Here is a 19758-nt window from a genome sequence, read left to right on the forward strand (position 1 = left end):
CTGCAAGGTCGCGGGAAGGCGGTGCCAAGGTCGCGCGGTTCAGGGAGCGCGGCATAGTGTGAAGGCATGACTGAGAAGACCAGCGAAGTCGAAGAACACAGCACCCTCGGGGCATACGTCACTGGTGGCGAGTTCAACCGCGACACCAATTACATCGAGGACAGGATCACCCGTGACGGTGCGGCCGGGCCCAACGGTGAGCCTGGCTGGCCCGTAGAGCCTGGCCGCTACCGATTGATTGCCGCGCGGGCTTGCCCGTGGGCCAACCGTGCGGTGATCGTGCGCCGGCTTCTAGGTTTGGAAGATGTCATCAGCCTCGGCCAGCCCGGCCCCACGCACGACGCCAGATCCTGGACCTTCGATCTGGACCCGGACGGCAAGGACCCGGTGCTTGGAATCGAACGACTTCAGGACGCGTTCTTCCGCCGCTTCCCGGACTACCCCCGCGGTATCACCGTCCCTGCCATGGTGGATATCCCCAGCGGAGCAGTAGTCACCAACAACTTCCCCCAGATCACGCTGGACTTCTCCTCTGAGTGGACGGAATTCCACCGTCCGGGAGCACCACAGCTCTATCCGGAGCACCTGCGCGAGGAAATCGACCAGGTCAACAAGCGCGTTTTCACCGAGGTCAACAACGGCGTTTACCGTTGCGGCTTCGCCGGATCCCAGGAAGCGTACGAGGCCGCCTACAACCGGCTGTGGACTGCCTTGGACTGGCTGGAGGAGCGGCTGAGCGGCCAACGGTACCTCGTGGGTGATTCCATCACCGAGGCCGATGTCCGTCTCTTCACCACCTTGGCCCGTTTCGATGCCGTCTATCACGGGCACTTCAAATGCAACCGCAACAAGCTCAGCGAAATGCCCGCGCTGTGGGCATATGCCAGGGATCTGTTCCAGACACCGGGATTCGGGGACACCATTGATTTCGTGCAGATCAAGCAGCACTACTACATGGTGCACGAGGATATTAACCCCACCAAGATCGTCCCTGCCGGCCCTGATCTATCCGGTTGGCTCACCGATCACGGACGGGAATCCCTCGGCGGCAGCCCATTCGGAGACGGCACTCCGCCGGGACCCGTCAAAGCCGGTGAGGAAGTGGCTGAAGGGCACGGGGCCGGCTAGGACCTATGCCGCTCCGTGGTTGAGCTCAGCCCGCGTGGGCGGATTCGCGCCCGCCCGCGACACCGTGACAGCGGCAGCGCGAGTGGCATGATCCATGATGGCTGCCAGGGTTTCCACTGGCATCGCGCGGAGATCAGACCGGTTCTGCGCGCCCTCCAAGCCATGATCCACAATGGCGGACAGCAGCCCTGCCATGAACGAATCCCCTGCGCCCACAGTGTCCACCACGTTCACGGTTGGCGCGGCAATCTGGGTTTCTCCTGCCCGGGTGATGCCCCACGGACCACGTGAACCACGCGTCACCACCACCAAAGCCGGTCCCTCTTCACCGCCCAAGGACAGCCAGCGGCGCGCGGATTCCACCGGATCAACGCCGGGATACAGCCATTCGAGGTCCTCGTCCGAGGCCTTCACGACGTCAGACAGCACCACAAAGCGCTCAGCTTGGGTTCGTGCATACTCAACATCCGTGATGATGCTGGGCCGGCAGTTGGGATCAAAGCTGATGGTGCTGCTCGGATGGGCATGCTCGACAGCGGCAATCACCTCCGTGGCGCCCGGCTCCAGGAAGGTGGCAATGGAACCAGTGTGCAGCAGAGTTGAGCCCTGCAGCATGAGCGGCAACCGTCCCACAAGCCCGGGAAGCTCCCAGGCGAGGTCGAACGCATAGGTGGCGGCGCCGTCGTCGTCGATCTGCGCGGTGGCCACGCTGGTCGGCTTCTCGTCCGGCGGAAGCGGAACCATCACCGAACTGGAACGGAGGTGCGCAGCAATGGAATCGCCATACGCGTCCCGACCGTAGCGTCCGATGAACTGGACCGGGTGGTCCAGCCGTGCCAAGCCGACGGCAACGTTCAGTGGACTCCCGCCCACGTGCGCCTCAATTCCCGAGGAGCGTTGAACGACGTCCACCAAGGCTTCACCAATGACTGTCAGCATGGGGACCACTCTGCCAGAGGCAGGCCCTTACCAACCACAGATTACGAGAGCAGCCGTTGCACCAGCTCGCGGCATTTCTTGTAAGCCACGGCCTTGGGGTCGATGAGGTCGAAATGATCGCCGGGGACGCGCAGCAACTGGGCGGCACTTCCGGCCGCCGTTGCAGCCGCCACGTACGCCTCGGACTGGCTTGCAGGAACGTCCTCGTCATCCGTGGCATGAACGGCATAAACGGGGACGTTGATGGGCAACGAACTCATGGGGTCCGCATATTTATGCCGTTTAGGGAATCTATGGGAATCGCCGCCCATGAGGTTACAGACGGCACCGTTGCTGAGGTTGAGTTTCTCCGCCGCAGCAAGGTTCAGGAGGCCCGACTGACTGACCACACCGGTCAGGTGCACGGCGTTGTCCTCCGATCCGCGCTGAAGTTGACGGTCGGCGTCGGGCGTTCCAATGGAGGATAGCTTCTGCCGCCCGGCAGCCCAGACGGCCAAGTGGCCTCCGGCCGAATGGCCCAGTGCCACTACTTTGCCGAGTTGGAGGTCATGGTCGCCGGCGATGTGGGACAGGTGGTCGATTCCGGCGAGGATGTCCTCGAAAGTATGGGGCCAACCACCACCATTGCCGGCCCGCCGGTACTCGAGGTTCCACGCGGTGATTCCATGCGCTGCAAGGTCCCGGGCAAGGGGCTCCCCGAGCTCAGCGCCATACTGTGAGCGCCAGTAGCCGCCATGGATCACAACAGCGATTCCACCGGCCACGCTGGACGCGCCGCGATGGTTTCCGTTGGACGGTTCAGGTATGAAGAGTTCGCCCCATTGGCTGGGGTGTTCGCCGTAGCTGTACTTGTGCCGCAACATTGCGCCCTCCTTTGTACTGAGCCTATCGTGACGTTTCACAAGTTTGGCTAGAGGCACCCCGACGGCGGGTGGCTCGGTTCAGTGTCGGACCCGCCCCGTAAGCTGGGGGCATGGCAAGCAATTGGGACAGCCTGGACCAGGCTCAGCGCGACGCTGTGGATGCGAACGTGGCGCTCTATGAGCGTGTTCGCCCTGCATTGAAGCGGGTCACACGGGATGTTCTGCTCACTTTGCGGGACATGTTGAACGACGCCGAGGTCACTCCCCTGTTTGTCACGGGACGGACCAAAACCGTGGAGTCTTTCCGCGAAAAGATTTCCCGCACGGATGATCCCTTGGAGCCGGGCGGTCCGCGGGTGCTGAAGTTCCCGGACCCGTTCCGCACGTTGAATGACATGGTGGGCATCCGCGTCATCACCAAACTGCCGGCGGAAAACGCGGCGGTGGCCAACATCATCAAGCGGCAGCGCCAACTCTTTGATTGCCGCGGGGACCGCGAGAAGGACATCGGCTCCATCGAGTCCGGAACCTACGGATATTCCAGCCGCCACCTGATTCTGCGGACCATCCAGAACGAGGCCGTGAAGGAATACCAACACGTCTTCAACCCGGACATGCCCGCCAATGGCAGCTACTTCTTCGAATGCCAGATCCGTACCGTGTTTGCGCACGCCTGGAGCGAGATCGAGCACGACATCCGTTTCAAGGCCGAAGACCCGCGCGCTTGGACACCGCATTTTGACCGCCAGTTCACAGCCACCGCGGCCATGTTGGAAACCGTGGAAAGTGCCTTCGCCGATCTTCACGAACGGTACGAGGAAGTCCGCGGCTACTGGGATCTCGAAGGCGATGGCGGTCTGCCCCTGACGCCCAACCGGGTCCGCGACGTCTGGCGTACGCTTCTGCCACACGTTGACCGTAAAGTTGATGATGACTGGGGATGGGCTGCCGAACTGCTCGCCGCCCACGGACTCACCAAGACCGTGGAGCTTGCAGGACTGCTCAGCGCCAACCGGATCACCGAGGTCCGAAAAGCCCTGGACCACCGCTACTCCCCCGGCCCGGACCGCCTCCTGGATGACCTCCTGCTGTGGCAATACGGGACCGAACACCTTGATCTCACCGCTGAGGCGCCCGACGTCGTCCCGCACCCGCGGCGCGACAGCCTCCTGCGGCGTCTTAAGCAGATTGAGCGCTACCGCCAGACTGCTTTGTAAAGCCCGCACTGTAAGGACCCATGGCACCCGAGCAACTCATGTCACTGCGGGCGACCTTCCGCTCGCCCCGCCGCCTGCTGACGGAATCCCTTGCGGGGCTTGTGGTGGCCTTGGCGCTGATCCCCGAGGCCATCGCATTCTCAGTGATTGCCGGAGTGGATCCCCGGATCGGACTGTTCGCTTCCTTCACCATGGGCGTGGTCACTGCAATAGTGGGCGGGCGTCCCGCCATGATCTCCGCGGCCACCGGTGCTGTTGCTTTGGTCATCGCACCGGTGATGAAGGAACACGGGCTCGACTACCTCATTGCCACCATCATCCTCGCGGGCGTCTTCCAGATCATCCTGGCCGTTCTGGGCGTCACCAAGCTGATGCGTTTCATCCCGCGGTCCGTGATGATCGGCTTCGTGAATGCCTTGGCAATCCTGGTGTTCATGTCCCAGATGCCGGAGCTCTTCAACGTGCCATGGATGGTCTACCCCATTGTGGTTGTGGGCTTGGTGATCGTGTTCGGGCTGCCCCGCTTGACCTCGGCCATACCCGCGCCACTGGTGGCCATTGTCTTCATCACCTTGGTGACAGTGGTGGGCGGCATCGACGTTCCGACTGTCAGCGATAAGGGCGAACTCCCGGACAGCCTCCCCGGTTTCTTCCTGCCCAACGTTCCGTTGAATCTGGAGACGTTCCAGATCATTGCACCCTTCGCGTTGTCCATGGCGCTGGTGGGCCTGCTGGAATCCCTGATGACCGCCAAGCTGGTGGATGACATCACTGACACCCGTTCCAATAAGACCCGCGTCTCCTGGGGCCAGGGTGCCGCGAACATCGTCACTGGTTTCCTTGGTGGCCTGGGTGGTTGCGCGGTGATTGGCCAGACCATGATCAACGTCAAGGGCTCAGGGGCTCGAAGCCGGCTTTCCACGTTCCTGGCCGGCGTTTTCCTGCTGGTACTGGTGGTGGTCCTGGGCGATGTTGTGGGGATGATCCCCATGGCGGCGTTGGTGGCCGTGATGATCTTCGTTTCACTGATCACCTTCGACTGGCACTCCGTCCGGATCTCCACCCTCAAACGGCTACCAAAATCTGAAACCGTCGTCATGATCATTACCGTTGCCGCTGTGGTGGTGACGCATAACCTTGCGGTGGGTGTCGGCGTCGGCGTCTTGACCGCCATGGTGCTCTTTGCTCGGCGGGTGGCCCATTTCGCGACCGTTGAGCGGACGGAACTCGAACTCAACGGTGAAGTTGTTGCCACGTACACCGTGGACGGCGAATTGTTCTTCGCTTCCTCCAATGATCTGTACACGCAGTTCGACTACGCGAAAGATTCCTCAGACGGCATAGATCGGGTGATTATCGATCTGCACGGCTCGCACATCTGGGATGCTTCCACAGTTGCTGTGCTGGACTCGGTGACGGAGAAGTACCGGAATCACGGGCGCGAAGTCGAGTTCATCGGGCTCAATGAGGCCAGTGTTCGAATGCGCGAGCGGCTGGCCGGGAAGCTCAACTCCTAGCCCCCTCCTCCTCCCCCAACTAGGTAGCAGTTCAGGTCGTTCTGAGCCCTCAAAACGACGTGAGCTGCTACCCAGTTGGGTGAGAACAGCGGTTGTCTGACATATACACTCCCGCGAATGTAACGAATTCGCTCCTCCTGGGCGCCGGATGTGAGCATGGATGAATGCTTGAGGCAACCAATTCCCCCTCGAAAACCGAAGAGCCCGCTGCCCCCGTCAATCCCGCGCTGGCCGCTGAAGCCAAGATCGCGCGTATTGCCGTCACAGTGTTCCCGCTTCTGGTGGTGGTTGCCGGTGTTCTGGGCTTCCTGATTCCCGATCTTTTCAAGCCCATGGGAGTCGCTGTTCCTTACCTGCTGGGCGTCATCATGTTCTGCATGGGCCTCACGCTGACCCCGCCTGACTTCGCCTCTGTGGCCCGCCGTCCATGGGCTGTGGCGTTGGGAATCGTGGCGCACTACGTGATCATGCCCGGCGCAGGCTGGCTCATTGCGGTCCTCCTGCAGCTTCCACCGGAACTGGCGGTCGGCCTGATCCTCGTTGGCTGCGCTCCTTCCGGGACCGCCTCCAACGTCATGGCGTTCCTGGCCAAGGGTGACGTTGCCCTTTCTGTGGCCGTGGCCTCGGTTTCCACGCTGATCGCACCTCTTGTGACCCCCGCACTGACGCTCTTCCTCGCCGGATCCTTCCTGCACATCGATGCCGGTGCCATGGTGCTGGACATCGTGAAGACTGTGTTGCTGCCGGTGATTGCAGGCCTCCTGGCGAGGCTCTTCCTCTCGAAGCTCGTCGCGAAGGTGCTTCCGGCACTTCCCTGGGCCTCCGCCGTCGTGATTTCCCTGATTGTCGCGATCGTCGTGGCAGGAAGCGCCAGCAAGATCGTCGCCGCGGGGGGCATCGTGTTCCTGGCCGTAGTCCTCCACAACGGCTTCGGTTTGGGCCTTGGATACCTTGCCGGCAAGCTCGGCCGTCTGGATGACAAAGCACGCCGCGCCCTGGCATTCGAGGTGGGCATGCAGAACTCAGGACTTGCAGCGACCCTTGCCACGGCACACTTCAGTCCCTTGGCGGCGCTGCCCTCGGCCGTTTTCTCGCTGTGGCACAACATCTCGGGTGCGATCGTGGCTGCCTGGCTGGCGCGCCGTCCGTTGAAGGACTAGCCACTCAGAGTTGTGCCGCGCCTGTGCAACTTCCACGGCGACGCCACCCGGATGCCCGAAGCTGGGGTGGTTCCAGCGAGTCGATCCAGCAACATGCGGACAACCTGCTCGAAGATCGGGTCCGGACCAACGGTAGTCAGGGCGGGATCGTAGTCCTGCCCCTCAGTGGAATTCCCGACGCCCACAATCTGGACATCCTCGGGCACGCGAAGCCCAAGGCGGTAGGCGGCACGGATCGTCTGCAGCGCCTCCATGTCGTCGGTGCATAGGATGGCCGTGGGCCTGTCCCCCAGCTGGAGCAGTTCAAGAGCGGACTGATACGCAGCGGCCGGGCGGTGATGCGACGTCCTGACCAGGGCCTCGTCCAAGGGAATCCCCGCCTTCTCCAGCCCAGCTGCGTAGGCCGCAAAGCGGCTTTTCGGCCGGCCGGTGGGGTCAGCTCTCCTGATGCAGCCGATTCTGCGGTGCGACGCCGTGAGGAAATCCATGCCCTCGGCAAGCCCGGAGTCGGCCTCAGGAGCAAGGACGTCGAATCCAGCAGGCTTCATGGTCCCTGAGATCACTACTTGGGCAACGCCTCGCCGGGCCAGCTCGGTGACTGTCTGGTCCTCGGACGTTGCTTCCGGGAAGTATCCGATGATGACGCCATCGGCGCCGCCGGACATCATGAACTTCCGCCAGTCGTCGCCCAACAGAATCACGGGCTGGTAGCCGTGCTGGGGCAGGATGCTCGCTGCGGCGGTGGCGAGGGCACGGTCCCAGGGCCATTCGAGGTTTCCGATGGCCACAGCCACTACGTCCGTCTTGCCCCGACGCATCCCTCGCGCGGCTTGATTCGGCACATAGCCTAGTTCTTTGACCGCTGCCAAAACGCGGTCCTGCGTGGGCTGGCTGATCCGGGTGGTGCCGCCATGGCGACCGGAGAGCACATAGGACACAGTGGTCAGCGAGACGTCCGCTGCCTTCGCCACATCCCGAATGGTGGGCTTGGATCCCTTGCTCACGTCGCAACTCCTGGTAGACAGCGGATTTCTTGAACTCTATCCGCTGCCGGATGGACTGCCGGGCTGGACTCCTCTTGACGCAATTAGTTGTGAACGTTAACAATTGCGGGAGTCTACAAATACAAGCGGGAGATCATTCGATGAAGAACTGGGCAGGAAATCTTGAGTACTCGTCAGCGGACGTCCAGCGGCCCACCACCGTGGATCAGCTGCGCGAACTCGTAACTCATGCGACCCGGATCAAGGCCCTGGGTTCCCGGCACTCCTTCAACACCGTTGCAGACACCGACGGAACTCACATCCTCCTTGATGCCCTCCCCCAGGAGGTGGTGTTGGACAACGCGAAAAGCACGGTCAAGGTTAGTGGTGGCATCAGCTACGGGGCTCTGGGCCGCGCACTTGAGGACCAGGGCTTCGCGATCCACAACCTCGCCTCCCTCCCGCACATCTCCGTTGCGGGCGCTATCCAAACCGGCACGCACGGCAGTGGAGTCAACAACCCCTCGCTGGCTGCCGCCGTCGTCAGCGTTGACCTGGTGCGGGCCTCCGGCGAGCTGGTGACCCTTACAGCGGACGACGACGAATTCCTCGCCAGCGTTGTGGGTATGGGCGCACTTGGCATCGTCACAGGGCTGGAACTCGCGGTCCGGCCGAGCTACGAGGTGCGGCAGCGCGTGCTCACCAACCTGTCGTGGGAGCATGCTTTGGCGAACTTCCAGGCCATCGCGTCCAGTGCCTACAGCGTCAGCTTCTTCACCAACTACACCGGCGATACCATTCCCCAGGTCTGGCTCAAAGCACTGGACACCGAGGCCCCCTTGCCGGACCTGTTCGGAGCAACCCCTGCGACGGCAGCCATGCATCCCCTGCCGGACATGTCTGCGGAGAACTGCACCGAGCAGCTGGACGTCGCAGGGAAGTGGCTGGACCGCTTGCCGCACTTCCGTCACGAGTTCACGCCGAGCAACGGCGAGGAACTGCAAAGCGAATTCCTCCTGCCACTGGACCAGGCTCCGGCCGCACTTCAGGCTGTGCGGGATCTCGCCCACAAACTTGCGCCGCTCCTGTTCGTCTCGGAAATCCGCACTGTGGCAGCAGATGAGTTTTGGCTCAGCCCGTTCTATCAGCAGCAAAGCGTGGCACTCCACTTCACCTGGAAGCCGATGCAGCCCGAGGTGGAAGCAGTGCTGCCCGAGCTCGAGGAGGCCTTGCGTCAGTTCGGTGCGCGTCCACATTGGGGCAAGCTCTTCACGCCTGGACAGTACGACTTCGCTGCGCTCTACCCGCGGTTCGAGGACTTCCGGTCTTTGGTTCAGGCCAACGATCCTTCGGGTAAATTCCGGAATGAGCTGCTGGACAGCGTTATGGGCGTTGCCGTTACGTCCTAGCCCTCAATCACGTTGCCAACCCGCTGTTCCGTCGCTGGGCAGCAACGGAAGAGAGGGTTGGCAACGGATGAGCGGGTTTTACGAGATGTGAGCCAGGACTGCCCCAGCCGTGACCACGCCACCGGGTGCCGAGAGGACTTCGGAGAGCGTACCTGAGCGGTGCGCGGACACCTGCGTTTCCATCTTCATGGCTTCCAGGACCACCAAAGGGTCACCGGCAGCTACGTCAGCGCCAGGTTCAACGAGCCACTTCACAACAGTGCCGGCCATGCTGGAGACGAGGGCTGACTCGGCTGGTGAGTCACCCGTACCTGAGCCCGGCAGCCCGGTCACGTCGGAGGCGGCCGGCAATCCCTGGCCGGAACGAGCCCAGCCATCCAAAAGGTCAGCCGGAAGGCCCACAGCCAGCCGTTTGCCGTCCACATCGATGGTGATGGTCCGCCGCTCCCCTTCCGGGGCCACCACGGTGTAGCCAGGATCCACGGGGATCTGGTCTGCGAAGTCGGTTTCGATCCACCGGGTGTGGATGCGAAGGCCGGCTACGGAGGTGAAGTCCTCAGATTCCAAAACGGCGCGGTGGAATGGTAGAACGGTGGCCAGGCCCGTGATGTTGATTTCGGCCAGGGCACGCCGGGCACGGCGCAGGGCCTGCTGCCTGTCAGCCCCGGTGACGATCAGTTTGGCCAACAGGGAGTCGAATTGCGGCGCCACGAACGAGCCGGACCGGACTCCGGTGTCTAAGCGGATGCCAGGACCAGTGGGCGCCTCAAAGGAAGCCACTGTGCCTGGGGACGGCAAGAACCCGCGGCCCACATCCTCAGCGTTGATACGGAACTCGAACGAGTGTCCCCGCGCTACGGGATCCTCCGTGATGCTCAACGGCAGTCCGGCGGCAATCCGGAATTGCTCCTGCACGAGGTCAATCCCGGCAGTTTCCTCGGTGATGGGATGCTCAACCTGGAGGCGTGTGTTGACCTCGAGGAAGGCCACTGCGCCATCGGCTGAGACCAGGAACTCCACCGTCCCGGCCCCGTAGTAACCGGCTTCGCGAATAATGGCTTTGGAGCCCTCATAGATTTGCTGCCGCTGATCATCGCTCAAGAACGGAGCCGGAGCCTCTTCCACGAGTTTCTGGTGACGGCGTTGAAGCGAGCAATCGCGCGTGCCCACCACAACCACGTTGCCGAGTTTGTCCGCGATGATCTGTGCTTCCACATGCCGCGGCCGGTCAAGGTACTGCTCCACGAAGCATTCGCCACGACCAAAGGCAGCTACAGCTTCGCGGACCGCGGAATCGAACGCTTCCTCAACTTCGGCGAGTTCGCGGACCACCTTCAGTCCGCGTCCACCTCCGCCGAAGGCAGCCTTGATGGCAAGCGGAAGACCATGTTCCTCGGCAAAGGAACGCGCTTCCGCCGCAGAGGAGACGGGACCGTCGCTGCCGGCAACCAACGGAGCTCCCGCGCGGACGGCGATTTCGCGGGCCGTGATCTTGTTGCCCAACTGACGAATCGACTCCGGTGACGGACCGATCCACTCAAGACCGGCGTCGAGCACTGCTTGTGCAAACTCGGCGTTCTCGGACAGGAAACCGTACCCGGGGTGGACGGCGTCCGCGCCGGACTTCTCCGCAACGGCGAGCAGCTTTCCAATGTTCAAGTACGTGTCAGCCGGCGAATTTCCGCCCAGGCTGAAGGCTTCGTCGGCAGCGCCAACGTGCATGGCATCGGCATCGATGTCTGCGTAGACAGCCACGGACAGGATGCCGGCGTCGTCACATGCTCGGGCGACGCGGACGGCGATTTCGCCACGGTTCGCGATCAGGACCTTGCGCATCAAATACTCACTTCTCTGGGGTCTTCGTTGTGGTGAAGTCTGGGGAATCCGGAACCAGCCGGAAGCGGATCTTTCCGCCGATGGGCACTTGCGCGGCGAGATCGAGATGTTCATCGCGCACCACGCCAATCACCGGATAACCGCCGGTGATGGGGTGGTCTGCCAGGAACAGGACGGGCAGTCCAGCAGGCGGAATCTGGAGGGCGCCGGCCATGGTGCCCTCGCTGGGCAGTTCGCCCTCCCGCGTGCGCTTCAGCGGTGTGCCATCCAGGCGCATGCCCACGCGGTTGGACTGCGGCGTCACCAGCCATTCCTGGTCGCAGAGGGAATCGAGCGCTTTCTGGTCGAACCAGTCAGCACGCGGCCCGGGGATAACGTCCAGCACCGTGACGCCAGTACCGGGGAACTCGGGCTGCAACTCGGGCGCACCAACCACAGTGGACGCGGTGTGATCGCCTGCAGCGAGGACCTGCCTGATGACCAACGGGGCTGGCCCAATTCCGCTCATAGTGTCCGCCGAACGGCTACCCAGCACCTCCGGCACGTCCACCCCGCCACGGATCGCCACGTAGTTCCGGAATCCCGACTCGGGAGCACCCAGGGTGAGCACTTCGCCGTCGAGCAACGCGAACGGTGCGGCCATGGGGACGGTCCGCGTCGCACCCGGCTGGACGTCGCCGTCGTCGGACCCAACCCACGACGGCGACTCGATAGTCAGCGCTGCCGGCGCACCTGCCACGGCAATCACCTGGTCTCCGACGGCCTCAACGGTGAGCCCGCCATTGACCGACTCGATGGCCGCAGCTGAAGAAGCGTTCCCCACCAGCCGGTTGGCCCGCCGCAGGGATGCCCTGTCCAGGGCCCCGGCGGCAGAGACACCCAGCGGACCGTAACCCCGACGCCCGAGGTCCTGGATCAGGCTCTGCGCACCTGGATGGAGAATCCGAAGACCGGACTCAGCGTGGCGCTCCTTCTCGGGCTCGCGGGCCTCCGAAGCTCCAGCCGTCACAACCTCGCGGACCGCGCGGTACTGAACCCGATCGCCGGGTCTGACAAGCGCTGGCTGGGCTCGGTCCAGATCCCACATCCGCGCCCCGGTACGGCCAATCAACTGCCAACCGCCCGGAGACCTGCGGGGGTAGACCGCGGAATACTGTCCACCCAGAGCCACCGATCCAGCGGGAACGGCAGTCCTTGGGGAAGAGCGCCGTGGAACCGTGAGGACCTCGTTTTCGCCCACCATGTATCCAAACCCGGGCGCGAAGCCAGCGAAGGCTACGGTCCAGACCTGGCCCGTGTGCGCCGCGACGACGCCCTCCTTGCTCAGTCCGGTGAGCTCCGCGACATCGGCGAGGTCGTCGCCGTCGTACACAGTATCGATGACCACCAGCCCGGAGTCAGTGACCTCCGGAGCAAACAATTCCAATTCCATGAGTCGTGCACCGATGGCGCGGGTGGCGGCCGCAGACTCACCCACCACCATCACCGTTTCTGCGGCGGCGAGAACGTCCACCTGCCCGGGCAGCGGGGACTTGTTGAGCAGGTCCTGCAGGGCGAGGACGTCCTGCAACCCGTCCAGTTCGGCCAGCACGGCGCGGGTGCCGACGGGCCTGACGGAGCGAACCCTCTTGGCTGTAGCTGTGTGCATCACGGTTTCCATTTTTCGTTACGCCGCCGGCTGAGCGTGCGTCCCCTGCATCAGTCGGACATCTTCTTCCGGCTCGGGGTCGCGGCCGAGGAGCATGCCGACGATGGTGACAACAGCGGCCACCAGGATGTAAACGGCGATCAGGTACCAGCCGCCACCTGCCGCGCCGTACAGCGCGGTGAAGATGATGGGAGCAACGGCTCCACCAATGACACCCGCCAGGGTGTAGGCCAGCGAGCTGCCGGCGTAGCGGAGCCTGGCCGGGAACTGCTCGGTGATGAATGCCGCCTGCGGTCCGTACATGAAGGCGTGGAGTGCCAGGCCGATCACGGTGCCGACTGTCAGCATGGCTACGGACTTGCCCTGGATCATCAGGAAGAACAGGGGAATGTAAGCCGCTGTTGCAGCTGCGGCGATGCCGTAGACCCATCGACGGTTGAAACGGTCCGTCAGCGCACCGGCCGCGGGGATCAGGAAGAGCTGGAATGCAGAGCCGATCAAGATGGCGGACAGTACGTTGCCTGTGGTCATGCCCAGTTCCTTGGTGGCGTAAACGGCCACGAAGACGGTGAACAGCGCATAGAGGATGTCAGGGCAAACACGGGAGAGAGCCGCGGCCACCAACGCCTTGGGTTGCGTGGTGAAGACTTCCTTGATGGGAGCCTTGGGACGGTCACCCTGGGCCTGGATAGCCTTGAATACGGGGGTTTCTTCAAGCTTCAGCCGGATGATCAGGCCGAAGCCAACCAAGAGTGCGGATGCCAGGAAGGCTACACGCCAGCCCCAGGAGAGGAAGGCTTCTTCACTCAGGGAGGCAGCGAGAATGGCGAGAACACCGTTGGCCATGAGGTTGCCGGCGGGCGGGCCGATCTGGGCCGCGGAAGACCAGAAGCCGCGCTTGTTGGGGTCGCCGAATTCGCTGGACAGCAGCACTGCACCGCCCCATTCGCCACCAACGCCAATGCCCTGCGCCAAACGCAGCAACACAAGAATGGTGGGGGCTGCGACGCCGATCACTGAGTAGTCAGGCAGCGCTCCAATGAGGACCGTAGCAACGCCGATCAGGACGAGCGTGAAGACCAGGACGTACTTACGGCCAATCTTGTCTCCCAGGCGACCGAAGATCACGCCACCAATCGGCCGGGCCAAGTAACCAACTGCAAATGCTGAGAAGGAGAGGAGCAACGCCACGAATTCGTCGTTGCCGGGGAAGAAGATCTTGGGGAACACGAGGGCCGAGGCCACCGAGTAGATAGCGAAGTCATAGTACTCAAGCGAAGTTCCGGTGAGACTTGCGACGTACGCCTTGATGGCACCGGGCGGTGGCTTCCTTGTCACTGCCTTGGCTGCGTTGTTGGTGCTGGTCATGATGTCCTCCGGGGGGATGAGGGATGGTGCGGGGCGCCCGGGGTGGGCTAGAGGAACGAGCCGACAGTTACGCCGGCATCGCCCAGAGCGGACTTCACTGCGGTAGCCATTGCCACGGCTCCGGGTGAGTCACCATGCACGCAGATGCTCTCTGCGCGGATTTTCAGGATGGAACCGTCAATGGTCCTGACGGTCTGTTCGGTAGCCATGCGCAGGACGTGCTGAGCCACGTCCGAAGGGTCATGGAGAACGGCGCCCGGTTGTGAGCGGGAAACCAGCGTGCCGTCCGGGTTGTAGGCACGGTCTGCGAACGCTTCGGAGACGCCCCGAAGGCCGGCTTCCTCAGCGAGGCGCAGGACCTCGGAGCCGGGGAGGCCAAGGATCGGAAGGTTGGGGTCAACCGATTTCACAGCATCGACGACGGCGCGTGCCTGGGCGGTGTGCTTCACAATCGCGTTATAGAGGCCGCCGTGCGGTTTGACGTACTGGACACGGGCTCCCGTAGTGGCCGCCAGAGCTTGAAGCGCACCGATCTGATAAACCACGTCATCGGCCAGTTCACCGGGATCGATGTCCATGAAGCGGCGGCCAAATCCAGCGAGGTCACGGTAGCCAACATGGGCGCCAATAACGACGCCGGCCTCAACCGCCTTTTCGCAGGTGCTGCGGATGACGCTGGGGTCGCCAGCGTGGAATCCACACGCAACGTTGGCACTGGACACGGACTCAAACATGGCCGCGTCATCACCGAGCGTCCAGCGCCCGAAAGACTCTCCGACGTCGCTGTTCAGATCGATGATTGCCATGATGTGATCCCTGCCTCGTGATGTGCGTTACATCCAGCATGCACTATTTCGCTGGATTGTTCAACGATCCAGCGATCCTGATTTTCGGCAATCGTGTACTTTTGGTGTCATGGCCAGTGCAGATCAGGAAAAGAGCGAACACGCTGGCATTGATGGTGCGCGGGCCAGGGTCCGGATGAAAGTTCCGTCCGTGGCCGAGAGAGTCGCCGAGGAACTGCGCTACCAACTGGCCGAAGGATTCCTGGTCCCGGGCGCCAAACTCACCGAAGCCACCATTGCCGAGGATCTGGGAGTTTCCCGGAACACCGTCCGCGAAGCTTTCGCCGAGCTTGCCGGTGAACGCCTACTCCTCCGCCAGCCCAATAAGGGCGTCTTTGTGGCCACCCTTGAAGCAGGCGACATCCACGACGTCTACACGGTTCGCCGCGCAATCGAGGTCAGCTCCATCCGCGCGGGTGGCTCGCCGGACCGCATAGCCGCCGTCAGGGCCGCCGTCGAGGAAGGCAAGCGGGCAGCAGAAGCCAACGACAACGAAGGCCTGGGCAGCGCAAACCAGCATTTCCACGGTGCAATCGTCGCCCTGGCCGAGAGCAACCGGTTGAACACGATCATGGCGCAGATCCTGGCTGAGATGCGGCTCTACTTCCACAAAGCCACCATGAACGCGCACTTCTACAGCGACTGGTTGAAGGAAAATGAGCAGATCTGCTCAGCCTTGGAAGCTGGCGAGCTCGAGCGCGCCGGGGACCTTCTCCTGGCCTACCTCAACCGTTCAGAGCAGCAGCAAAGCGCTATCCACGGCGAGTAGGCCCGGAATAGGCCGCGTTCCTCCCCGGTTGCCTCACACTAAAGAGCAAAAAAACCAGCGACCTGCCCGCAACATCCGGCATGTCCGCCCCACTAACTGGGCAGGAGCGTCAGCGGTCAGCGTTTGCCCTTCTTGCGTGAACCCTTGCCACGGCCCTTGTCAGGATTCGGGGCGTAACGCTGCGCGACTGCGGGCTTCTTGGGCCCACCACCACGGCGGTCGGGCTTGGGTTCTTTCTTAGGCGCTTCCTGCTTGGCAGAAGGCTGGCGTGAACTCTGAGCCGTCCGCCCGCGCACGATCCCTATGAATTCCTCGATCACGGGACTGTCCGTTCCCACCAGCCAAGCCAGGCCGATCTGCGTCACGGGGGCACCGGTCAGGCGACGCATCACAGTGTCTTTTACGTTCAGGTGACGCGCAACGGACATGGGCAGGATCGCCAGCCCAGCACCGGATGCAACCACCTGGAGGGCCATGTCCGGCCCACCCATTTCATCGATGTCAAGGAAGTTCTCCTCGGCGAGGTCGTCCAGCGCGACTTCCTCAAACACCGAGATCTCGTGCCCTTTGGGAGCCACCACCACAGGCTGCTCTTCATAAAGGGGGATGACGTTCAGGCCTTCCCGGTCCACGGGCAAGCGAACAAAGCTCAGGTCAGCGGAACCGTCACGCAACACCGAAACCTGGGCGGCGTCGTCGGACATGAACGAGTGCAACGGGTAGTTGGGCATCCGCTCTTCCCAACGCCGGATCCATTTCCCAGGAGTCACACCCGCCACATAGGCAAAGCGGAGGCCTGCTAGGGGTTCGGTTGTTTCGGCGGAATCTTCAGCGTCTGGCACACACTCACAGTACCGGCCAGATACCCTTGAAGCATGACGTCCTCGAACTCCCAGTCCATGAAGCCGGCAACAGTTGCCAAGAAACTCGGCATCTACCTGCCCGCGACACCCCAGGAGTTCCAGGATTCGTCCGTCTCCCGCGAGGAATTCGCGGAACTCCAGGCCAACCCGCCGGAGTGGCTCGCCGAACTGCGCCGCAACGGCCCGCACCCGCGGCCTGTAGTCGCGCACAAGCTCAACATCTCCATCAGCGGCCTCGCCCGCGGCGGTGTTGAGGATGCGCTCACGACGGCGGACATCGCCGAGCTGCTGCAGGCTCCGCCGCAGTGGCTGGTCACCGAGCGCGCCACGCACGCTGCTGTCCGCTCCGAAGCGCAGCGCGTCAAGGACGAAGCCGCAAAGAAGGCCGCCACCAAGGAAGCCCGGGACAACGCGGCCGCCAAGCGCGATGCTCCGAAGACCTCCAAGCGCGATCACGCGTAGCTTTCACTGACTGTGGCCGGGACCTATGTCCCGGCCACAGGTGTTTAAGACGAGCTAGTCCTGGTGGAGTTGGATGAAGTTGCCGCAGCCGTCGTCGAAAACTGCACTGACGCCGGAGGGATCCTCTGAGGGTTCGCCTTGGAACTTCACACCGGCGGCGAGCAAACGCTCATATTCCGCCTGGACGTCGGGGACACCGAAGGTAACGGCAGCCAGGCCGGACTCATGCAGGGCATTCATGTAGTTGGATGCGATGGGGTTGTCGCTGGGCTCCAACAGAAGCCCGGGCGAAGTGCTGTTGTCCGCGCCGGGATCCTTGATGATGAACAAGTTGTACTCGGGCATGGCCATCAAGGTCTCGAATCCGAGTGTCTCGGTATAGAAAACATGGGCCGCTGCGGGGTCCTTGACGTGGATGCTGCACATTTTCAGTCTCATGGTGCCTAGGCTACGCCCAGGGGCGGACAGAGTCCCGGGCAGCATTCACCCTCATCCGGACAATTCACCTGTGCGCGCGGTGGTGAATTGTCTCGCGGAAGGTGTCGCCCACGCAGGCTCTGGCGCATACTGAAGGCAAAGCAGCGAATTCGCCTGGAGGTGGTCCGATGCCCGCCATGATGCTCCTGTGGGGTGCAGCTCTGGTTCTTGCAACCGCAGCAACCACGTATGTCCTGCACAGGAAACTCACCTATGGGCGTGGGCCGGAGCCTGACGGCGTCTTCTGGGACGTTTTCGGGGGGCTCGTTGTCATAGTGCCGGCCATCCTCGTCCCCACAGTGCAATGGTCTCCGGCCGGGCTCATCATGGTTTTCGTCGGCATGGCCACGGCAGCAGCGACGCTGGTGAGCCTCCGCAAAGTGGAGCGGATCCACGCAGCTGAGCCGCGCCGTCGTGCTGGTTTTTCAGACGATGCTGCCCGCCACGAGCACATTCTGGAACAGTGGCGCTGCTACGAACTCGACCCTGCGCGGACCATCGACTTTCCGGCAATGACGGACGTCAGGACTGCCGAAACAGCGGCGCTGACGCGGGCCATGCGGGAGGCCGAGTACTGCAAGGTGACAGCCGGGACCGACTACCGTGCCGCCGTCGAGCGTCTCGCGGAAGCCCTCGCAGTGGCCGAACGGGCGGCAGGAGTCCCCGCGCCAGCTCTCCCCGCGCCGAGATGACAGTTAATACCTGTGCCACCTCGGCGGAGGCGGAGCGGGCAGAGGCGGAGCGGGTGGAGCGCCTAGGCCCGGGTCAGGACCTTGCCCTTGAAGAACTCGGGCCGCAGCCGGTACATCACCAGCATCACCACCACGCCGAGCAGAATCACGCCCATTCCAAGCACGAACACCAGGCCCACACCGCCAACGGATGAGCCCGAGCCATACTCCGGGTCCATCGAGTCCATGGCCGTCTTGACGAACATGACCAGCAGGATCACGCCGCCCACAAGGGGCGCCAGGAACTTGAAGAAGAACGGACGGACACCGCTAAACGCCGATGCCCGGAAGAACCAGACGCAAGCCAGCGCCGTGATTCCGTAGTAGAAACAGATCATCATGCCCAAGGCGGTGATGGTGTCCCACAACGCATTCTCTGACACCGTCCGGGTGATGACATAGAACGCGGCAGCGGCGATCGCGGCCGCAATGGTCGCGAAGCTGGGCGACTTGTAGGTGGGGCTGATCTTGCCGAACTTGGGCGAGATCGCGCGGTAGTGACCCATGGCCAGCATGGTCCGGGCGGGCGAAACGAATGTCGACTGCAACGAGGCGGCGGAGCTGCTCAGGATGGCCAAGGACATGAGGATCGCGAACGGGCCCATCACCGGACCAGCCAAAACGGCGAAGATGCTGGACTGGTTCTCCGGGTTGCCGGCCCCCAACCCGGTCTCGCCAACGCCTGCGAAGGACAAGGTAGCCAGTGCAACAGTCATGTAGATGATCACGATGACCAGCACAGTGATGGTGGCTGCACGGCCCGGGGTTTTCTCTGGATTTTTGGTTTCCTCGTTCATGGTGAGGGTGACGTCCCAACCCCAGTAAATGAAGATCGAGAGGGACACCCCCGCAGCGAATTGCGAGAAGGAGTCCACGGCGAACGGGTTGAACCAGTCGGGTGAAATAGTGGTGGCATCAAAGGCCGTGCCGTTCGCCACATGCGCGAACGCGGAGACCGCGAACCAGCCCAGAACCAGCAACTGGAAGGCCACCAACACGTACTGAACGCCCTTGGTGGTTTCCATGCCGCGGTAAGAAATCCAACAGGCCAACGCGATGAACACCAGCGTAGTAGCGATGTTCAGGGGCAGGATCTTGCTCAACTCCCCCAATGCCGGGTTGCTGAAAATCTGCGCCAGCATCAGGTAGAAGAAGTCCACGGCGACGGCGGCAAGGTTGGATAGCACAATGATGGTTGCCGCGATCAGCCCCCAGCCACCCATCCAACCGATCCACGGACCAAAGGCGCGCGTCGCCCACGTGAAGGAAGTACCGGCGTCGGGCATTGCGTTGTTGAGCTCGCGGTAGCCGAGCGCCACCAGCAGCATCGGGATGAAACCCACCAGGAAGATGGCGGGAAGGTGCACGCCCACCTCGGACACGGTGGGGCCAAGGGCCGCAGTGAGTGTGTAGGCGGGTGCGATGCAGGAAACACCGATCACGACGGCGCCGATCAGGCCCACCGATCCGGCCTTCAGTCCCTTTTCACTCAGGCCTGGAGTTTCTTTCGACTGGACCGTCTTTGGTGCAGTTGACATGGGTT

Annotated in this window: 18 protein-coding genes; 8 read left to right on the plus strand and 10 right to left on the minus strand. The window is 62.8% G+C overall.

Features of this window, described 5'->3' with window-relative positions; translation table 11 throughout:
* The first annotated feature begins 66 nt into the window (after positions 1 to 66).
* Positions 67 to 1128 (plus strand): glutathione S-transferase family protein, encoded by a 1062-nt coding sequence (locus CQ020_RS06865; protein WP_105691158.1) that lies wholly within the window; start codon positions 67 to 69, stop codon positions 1126 to 1128.
* Positions 1129 to 1131: 3 nt separating this feature from the next.
* Here the strand turns inward: CQ020_RS06865 and CQ020_RS06870 are convergent, their stop codons facing one another.
* A complete protein-coding gene (locus CQ020_RS06870) occupies positions 1132 to 2067 on the minus strand; it encodes a carbohydrate kinase (protein ID WP_105691159.1) in 936 nt (311 codons plus the stop codon).
* A 41-nt stretch (positions 2068 to 2108) separates the two neighbouring features.
* Positions 2109 to 2930: an alpha/beta hydrolase gene (locus tag CQ020_RS06875; RefSeq protein WP_024818900.1), complete on the minus strand. Its 822-nt coding sequence runs from the start codon at positions 2928 to 2930 to the stop codon at positions 2109 to 2111.
* A 110-nt stretch (positions 2931 to 3040) separates the two neighbouring features.
* Here CQ020_RS06875 and CQ020_RS06880 point away from each other — a divergent pair, with 110 nt between their 5' ends.
* From CQ020_RS06880 to CQ020_RS06890, 3 genes are all read left to right on the plus strand, one after another.
* On the plus strand, positions 3041 to 4147 hold the full coding sequence (locus CQ020_RS06880; protein ID WP_024818899.1) for a GTP pyrophosphokinase family protein: 1107 nt from the start codon (positions 3041 to 3043) through the stop codon (positions 4145 to 4147).
* Positions 4148 to 4167: 20 nt separating this feature from the next.
* Positions 4168 to 5664, plus strand: coding sequence for a SulP family inorganic anion transporter (locus CQ020_RS06885; RefSeq protein ID WP_105691160.1), 1497 nt, complete (start codon positions 4168 to 4170; stop codon positions 5662 to 5664).
* 164 nt (positions 5665 to 5828) lie between these two features.
* Positions 5829 to 6824 (plus strand): bile acid:sodium symporter family protein, encoded by a 996-nt coding sequence (locus CQ020_RS06890; RefSeq protein WP_105691161.1) that lies wholly within the window; start codon positions 5829 to 5831, stop codon positions 6822 to 6824.
* Here CQ020_RS06890 and CQ020_RS06895 read toward each other — a convergent pair.
* On the minus strand, positions 6821 to 7828 hold the full coding sequence (locus CQ020_RS06895; protein ID WP_105691162.1) for a LacI family DNA-binding transcriptional regulator: 1008 nt from the start codon (positions 7826 to 7828) through the stop codon (positions 6821 to 6823). The two genes, CQ020_RS06890 and CQ020_RS06895, sit on opposite strands and share 4 nt — an antisense overlap.
* A 140-nt stretch (positions 7829 to 7968) precedes the next feature.
* Here CQ020_RS06895 and CQ020_RS06900 point away from each other — a divergent pair, with 140 nt between their 5' ends.
* Positions 7969 to 9216 carry a D-arabinono-1,4-lactone oxidase gene (locus CQ020_RS06900; RefSeq protein WP_105691163.1) on the plus strand — a complete coding sequence of 416 codons (1248 nt, stop codon included), beginning with the start codon at positions 7969 to 7971 and terminating at the stop codon, positions 9214 to 9216.
* A 78-nt stretch (positions 9217 to 9294) separates the two neighbouring features.
* On the opposite strand, the gene CQ020_RS06905 is transcribed toward CQ020_RS06900, so the two are convergent.
* Genes CQ020_RS06905 through CQ020_RS06920 form a run of 4 tightly spaced genes read right to left on the minus strand, consistent with a single transcriptional unit; the run spans position 9295 to position 14874 of the window.
* Positions 9295 to 11052, minus strand: coding sequence for a biotin carboxylase N-terminal domain-containing protein (locus CQ020_RS06905; RefSeq protein ID WP_105691164.1), 1758 nt, complete (start codon positions 11050 to 11052; stop codon positions 9295 to 9297).
* Between the two features lie 7 nt (positions 11053 to 11059).
* Positions 11060 to 12712: a 5-oxoprolinase/urea amidolyase family protein gene (locus tag CQ020_RS06910; RefSeq protein WP_105691165.1), complete on the minus strand. Its 1653-nt coding sequence runs from the start codon at positions 12710 to 12712 to the stop codon at positions 11060 to 11062.
* A 6-nt stretch (positions 12713 to 12718) separates the two neighbouring features.
* The gene (locus CQ020_RS06915) at positions 12719 to 14068 is read right to left on the minus strand and encodes an MFS transporter (protein ID WP_105691166.1); all 1350 of its coding nucleotides are present in this window, start codon (positions 14066 to 14068) and stop codon (positions 12719 to 12721) included.
* A 47-nt stretch (positions 14069 to 14115) separates the two neighbouring features.
* Complete coding sequence (locus CQ020_RS06920) at positions 14116 to 14874, minus strand: LamB/YcsF family protein (protein WP_105691167.1); 759 nt, start codon at positions 14872 to 14874, stop codon at positions 14116 to 14118.
* A gap of 109 nt (positions 14875 to 14983) precedes the next feature.
* Between CQ020_RS06920 and CQ020_RS06925 the strand changes: the two genes are divergently transcribed.
* Positions 14984 to 15682, plus strand: a complete 699-nt coding sequence (locus CQ020_RS06925; RefSeq protein WP_105691168.1) for a GntR family transcriptional regulator — start codon at positions 14984 to 14986, stop codon at positions 15680 to 15682.
* Between the two features lie 116 nt (positions 15683 to 15798).
* Here CQ020_RS06925 and CQ020_RS06930 read toward each other — a convergent pair whose 3' ends face one another.
* Positions 15799 to 16524 (minus strand): LysR family transcriptional regulator substrate-binding protein, encoded by a 726-nt coding sequence (locus CQ020_RS06930; RefSeq protein WP_105691169.1) that lies wholly within the window; start codon positions 16522 to 16524, stop codon positions 15799 to 15801.
* Positions 16525 to 16557: 33 nt separating this feature from the next.
* On the opposite strand from CQ020_RS06930, the gene CQ020_RS06935 reads away from it, so the two are divergent.
* Positions 16558 to 17007 carry a DUF5997 family protein gene (locus CQ020_RS06935; RefSeq protein WP_105691170.1) on the plus strand — a complete coding sequence of 150 codons (450 nt, stop codon included), beginning with the start codon at positions 16558 to 16560 and terminating at the stop codon, positions 17005 to 17007.
* Between the two features lie 54 nt (positions 17008 to 17061).
* Here the strand turns inward: CQ020_RS06935 and CQ020_RS06940 are convergent, their stop codons facing one another.
* Complete coding sequence (locus CQ020_RS06940) at positions 17062 to 17445, minus strand: VOC family protein (RefSeq protein ID WP_105691171.1); 384 nt, start codon at positions 17443 to 17445, stop codon at positions 17062 to 17064.
* Positions 17446 to 17612: 167 nt separating this feature from the next.
* Here CQ020_RS06940 and CQ020_RS06945 point away from each other — a divergent pair, with 167 nt between their 5' ends.
* A complete protein-coding gene (locus CQ020_RS06945; protein ID WP_105691172.1) occupies positions 17613 to 18176 on the plus strand; it encodes a hypothetical protein in 564 nt (187 codons plus the stop codon).
* 62 nt (positions 18177 to 18238) lie between these two features.
* On the opposite strand, the gene CQ020_RS06950 is transcribed toward CQ020_RS06945, so the two are convergent.
* Positions 18239 to 19753, minus strand: coding sequence for an APC family permease (locus CQ020_RS06950; RefSeq protein WP_105691173.1), 1515 nt, complete (start codon positions 19751 to 19753; stop codon positions 18239 to 18241).
* Positions 19754 to 19758: the final 5 nt, after the last annotated feature.

This window comes from Arthrobacter sp. MYb23, from assembly GCF_002979775.1.
Lineage (GTDB): Bacteria > Actinomycetota > Actinomycetes > Actinomycetales > Micrococcaceae > Arthrobacter.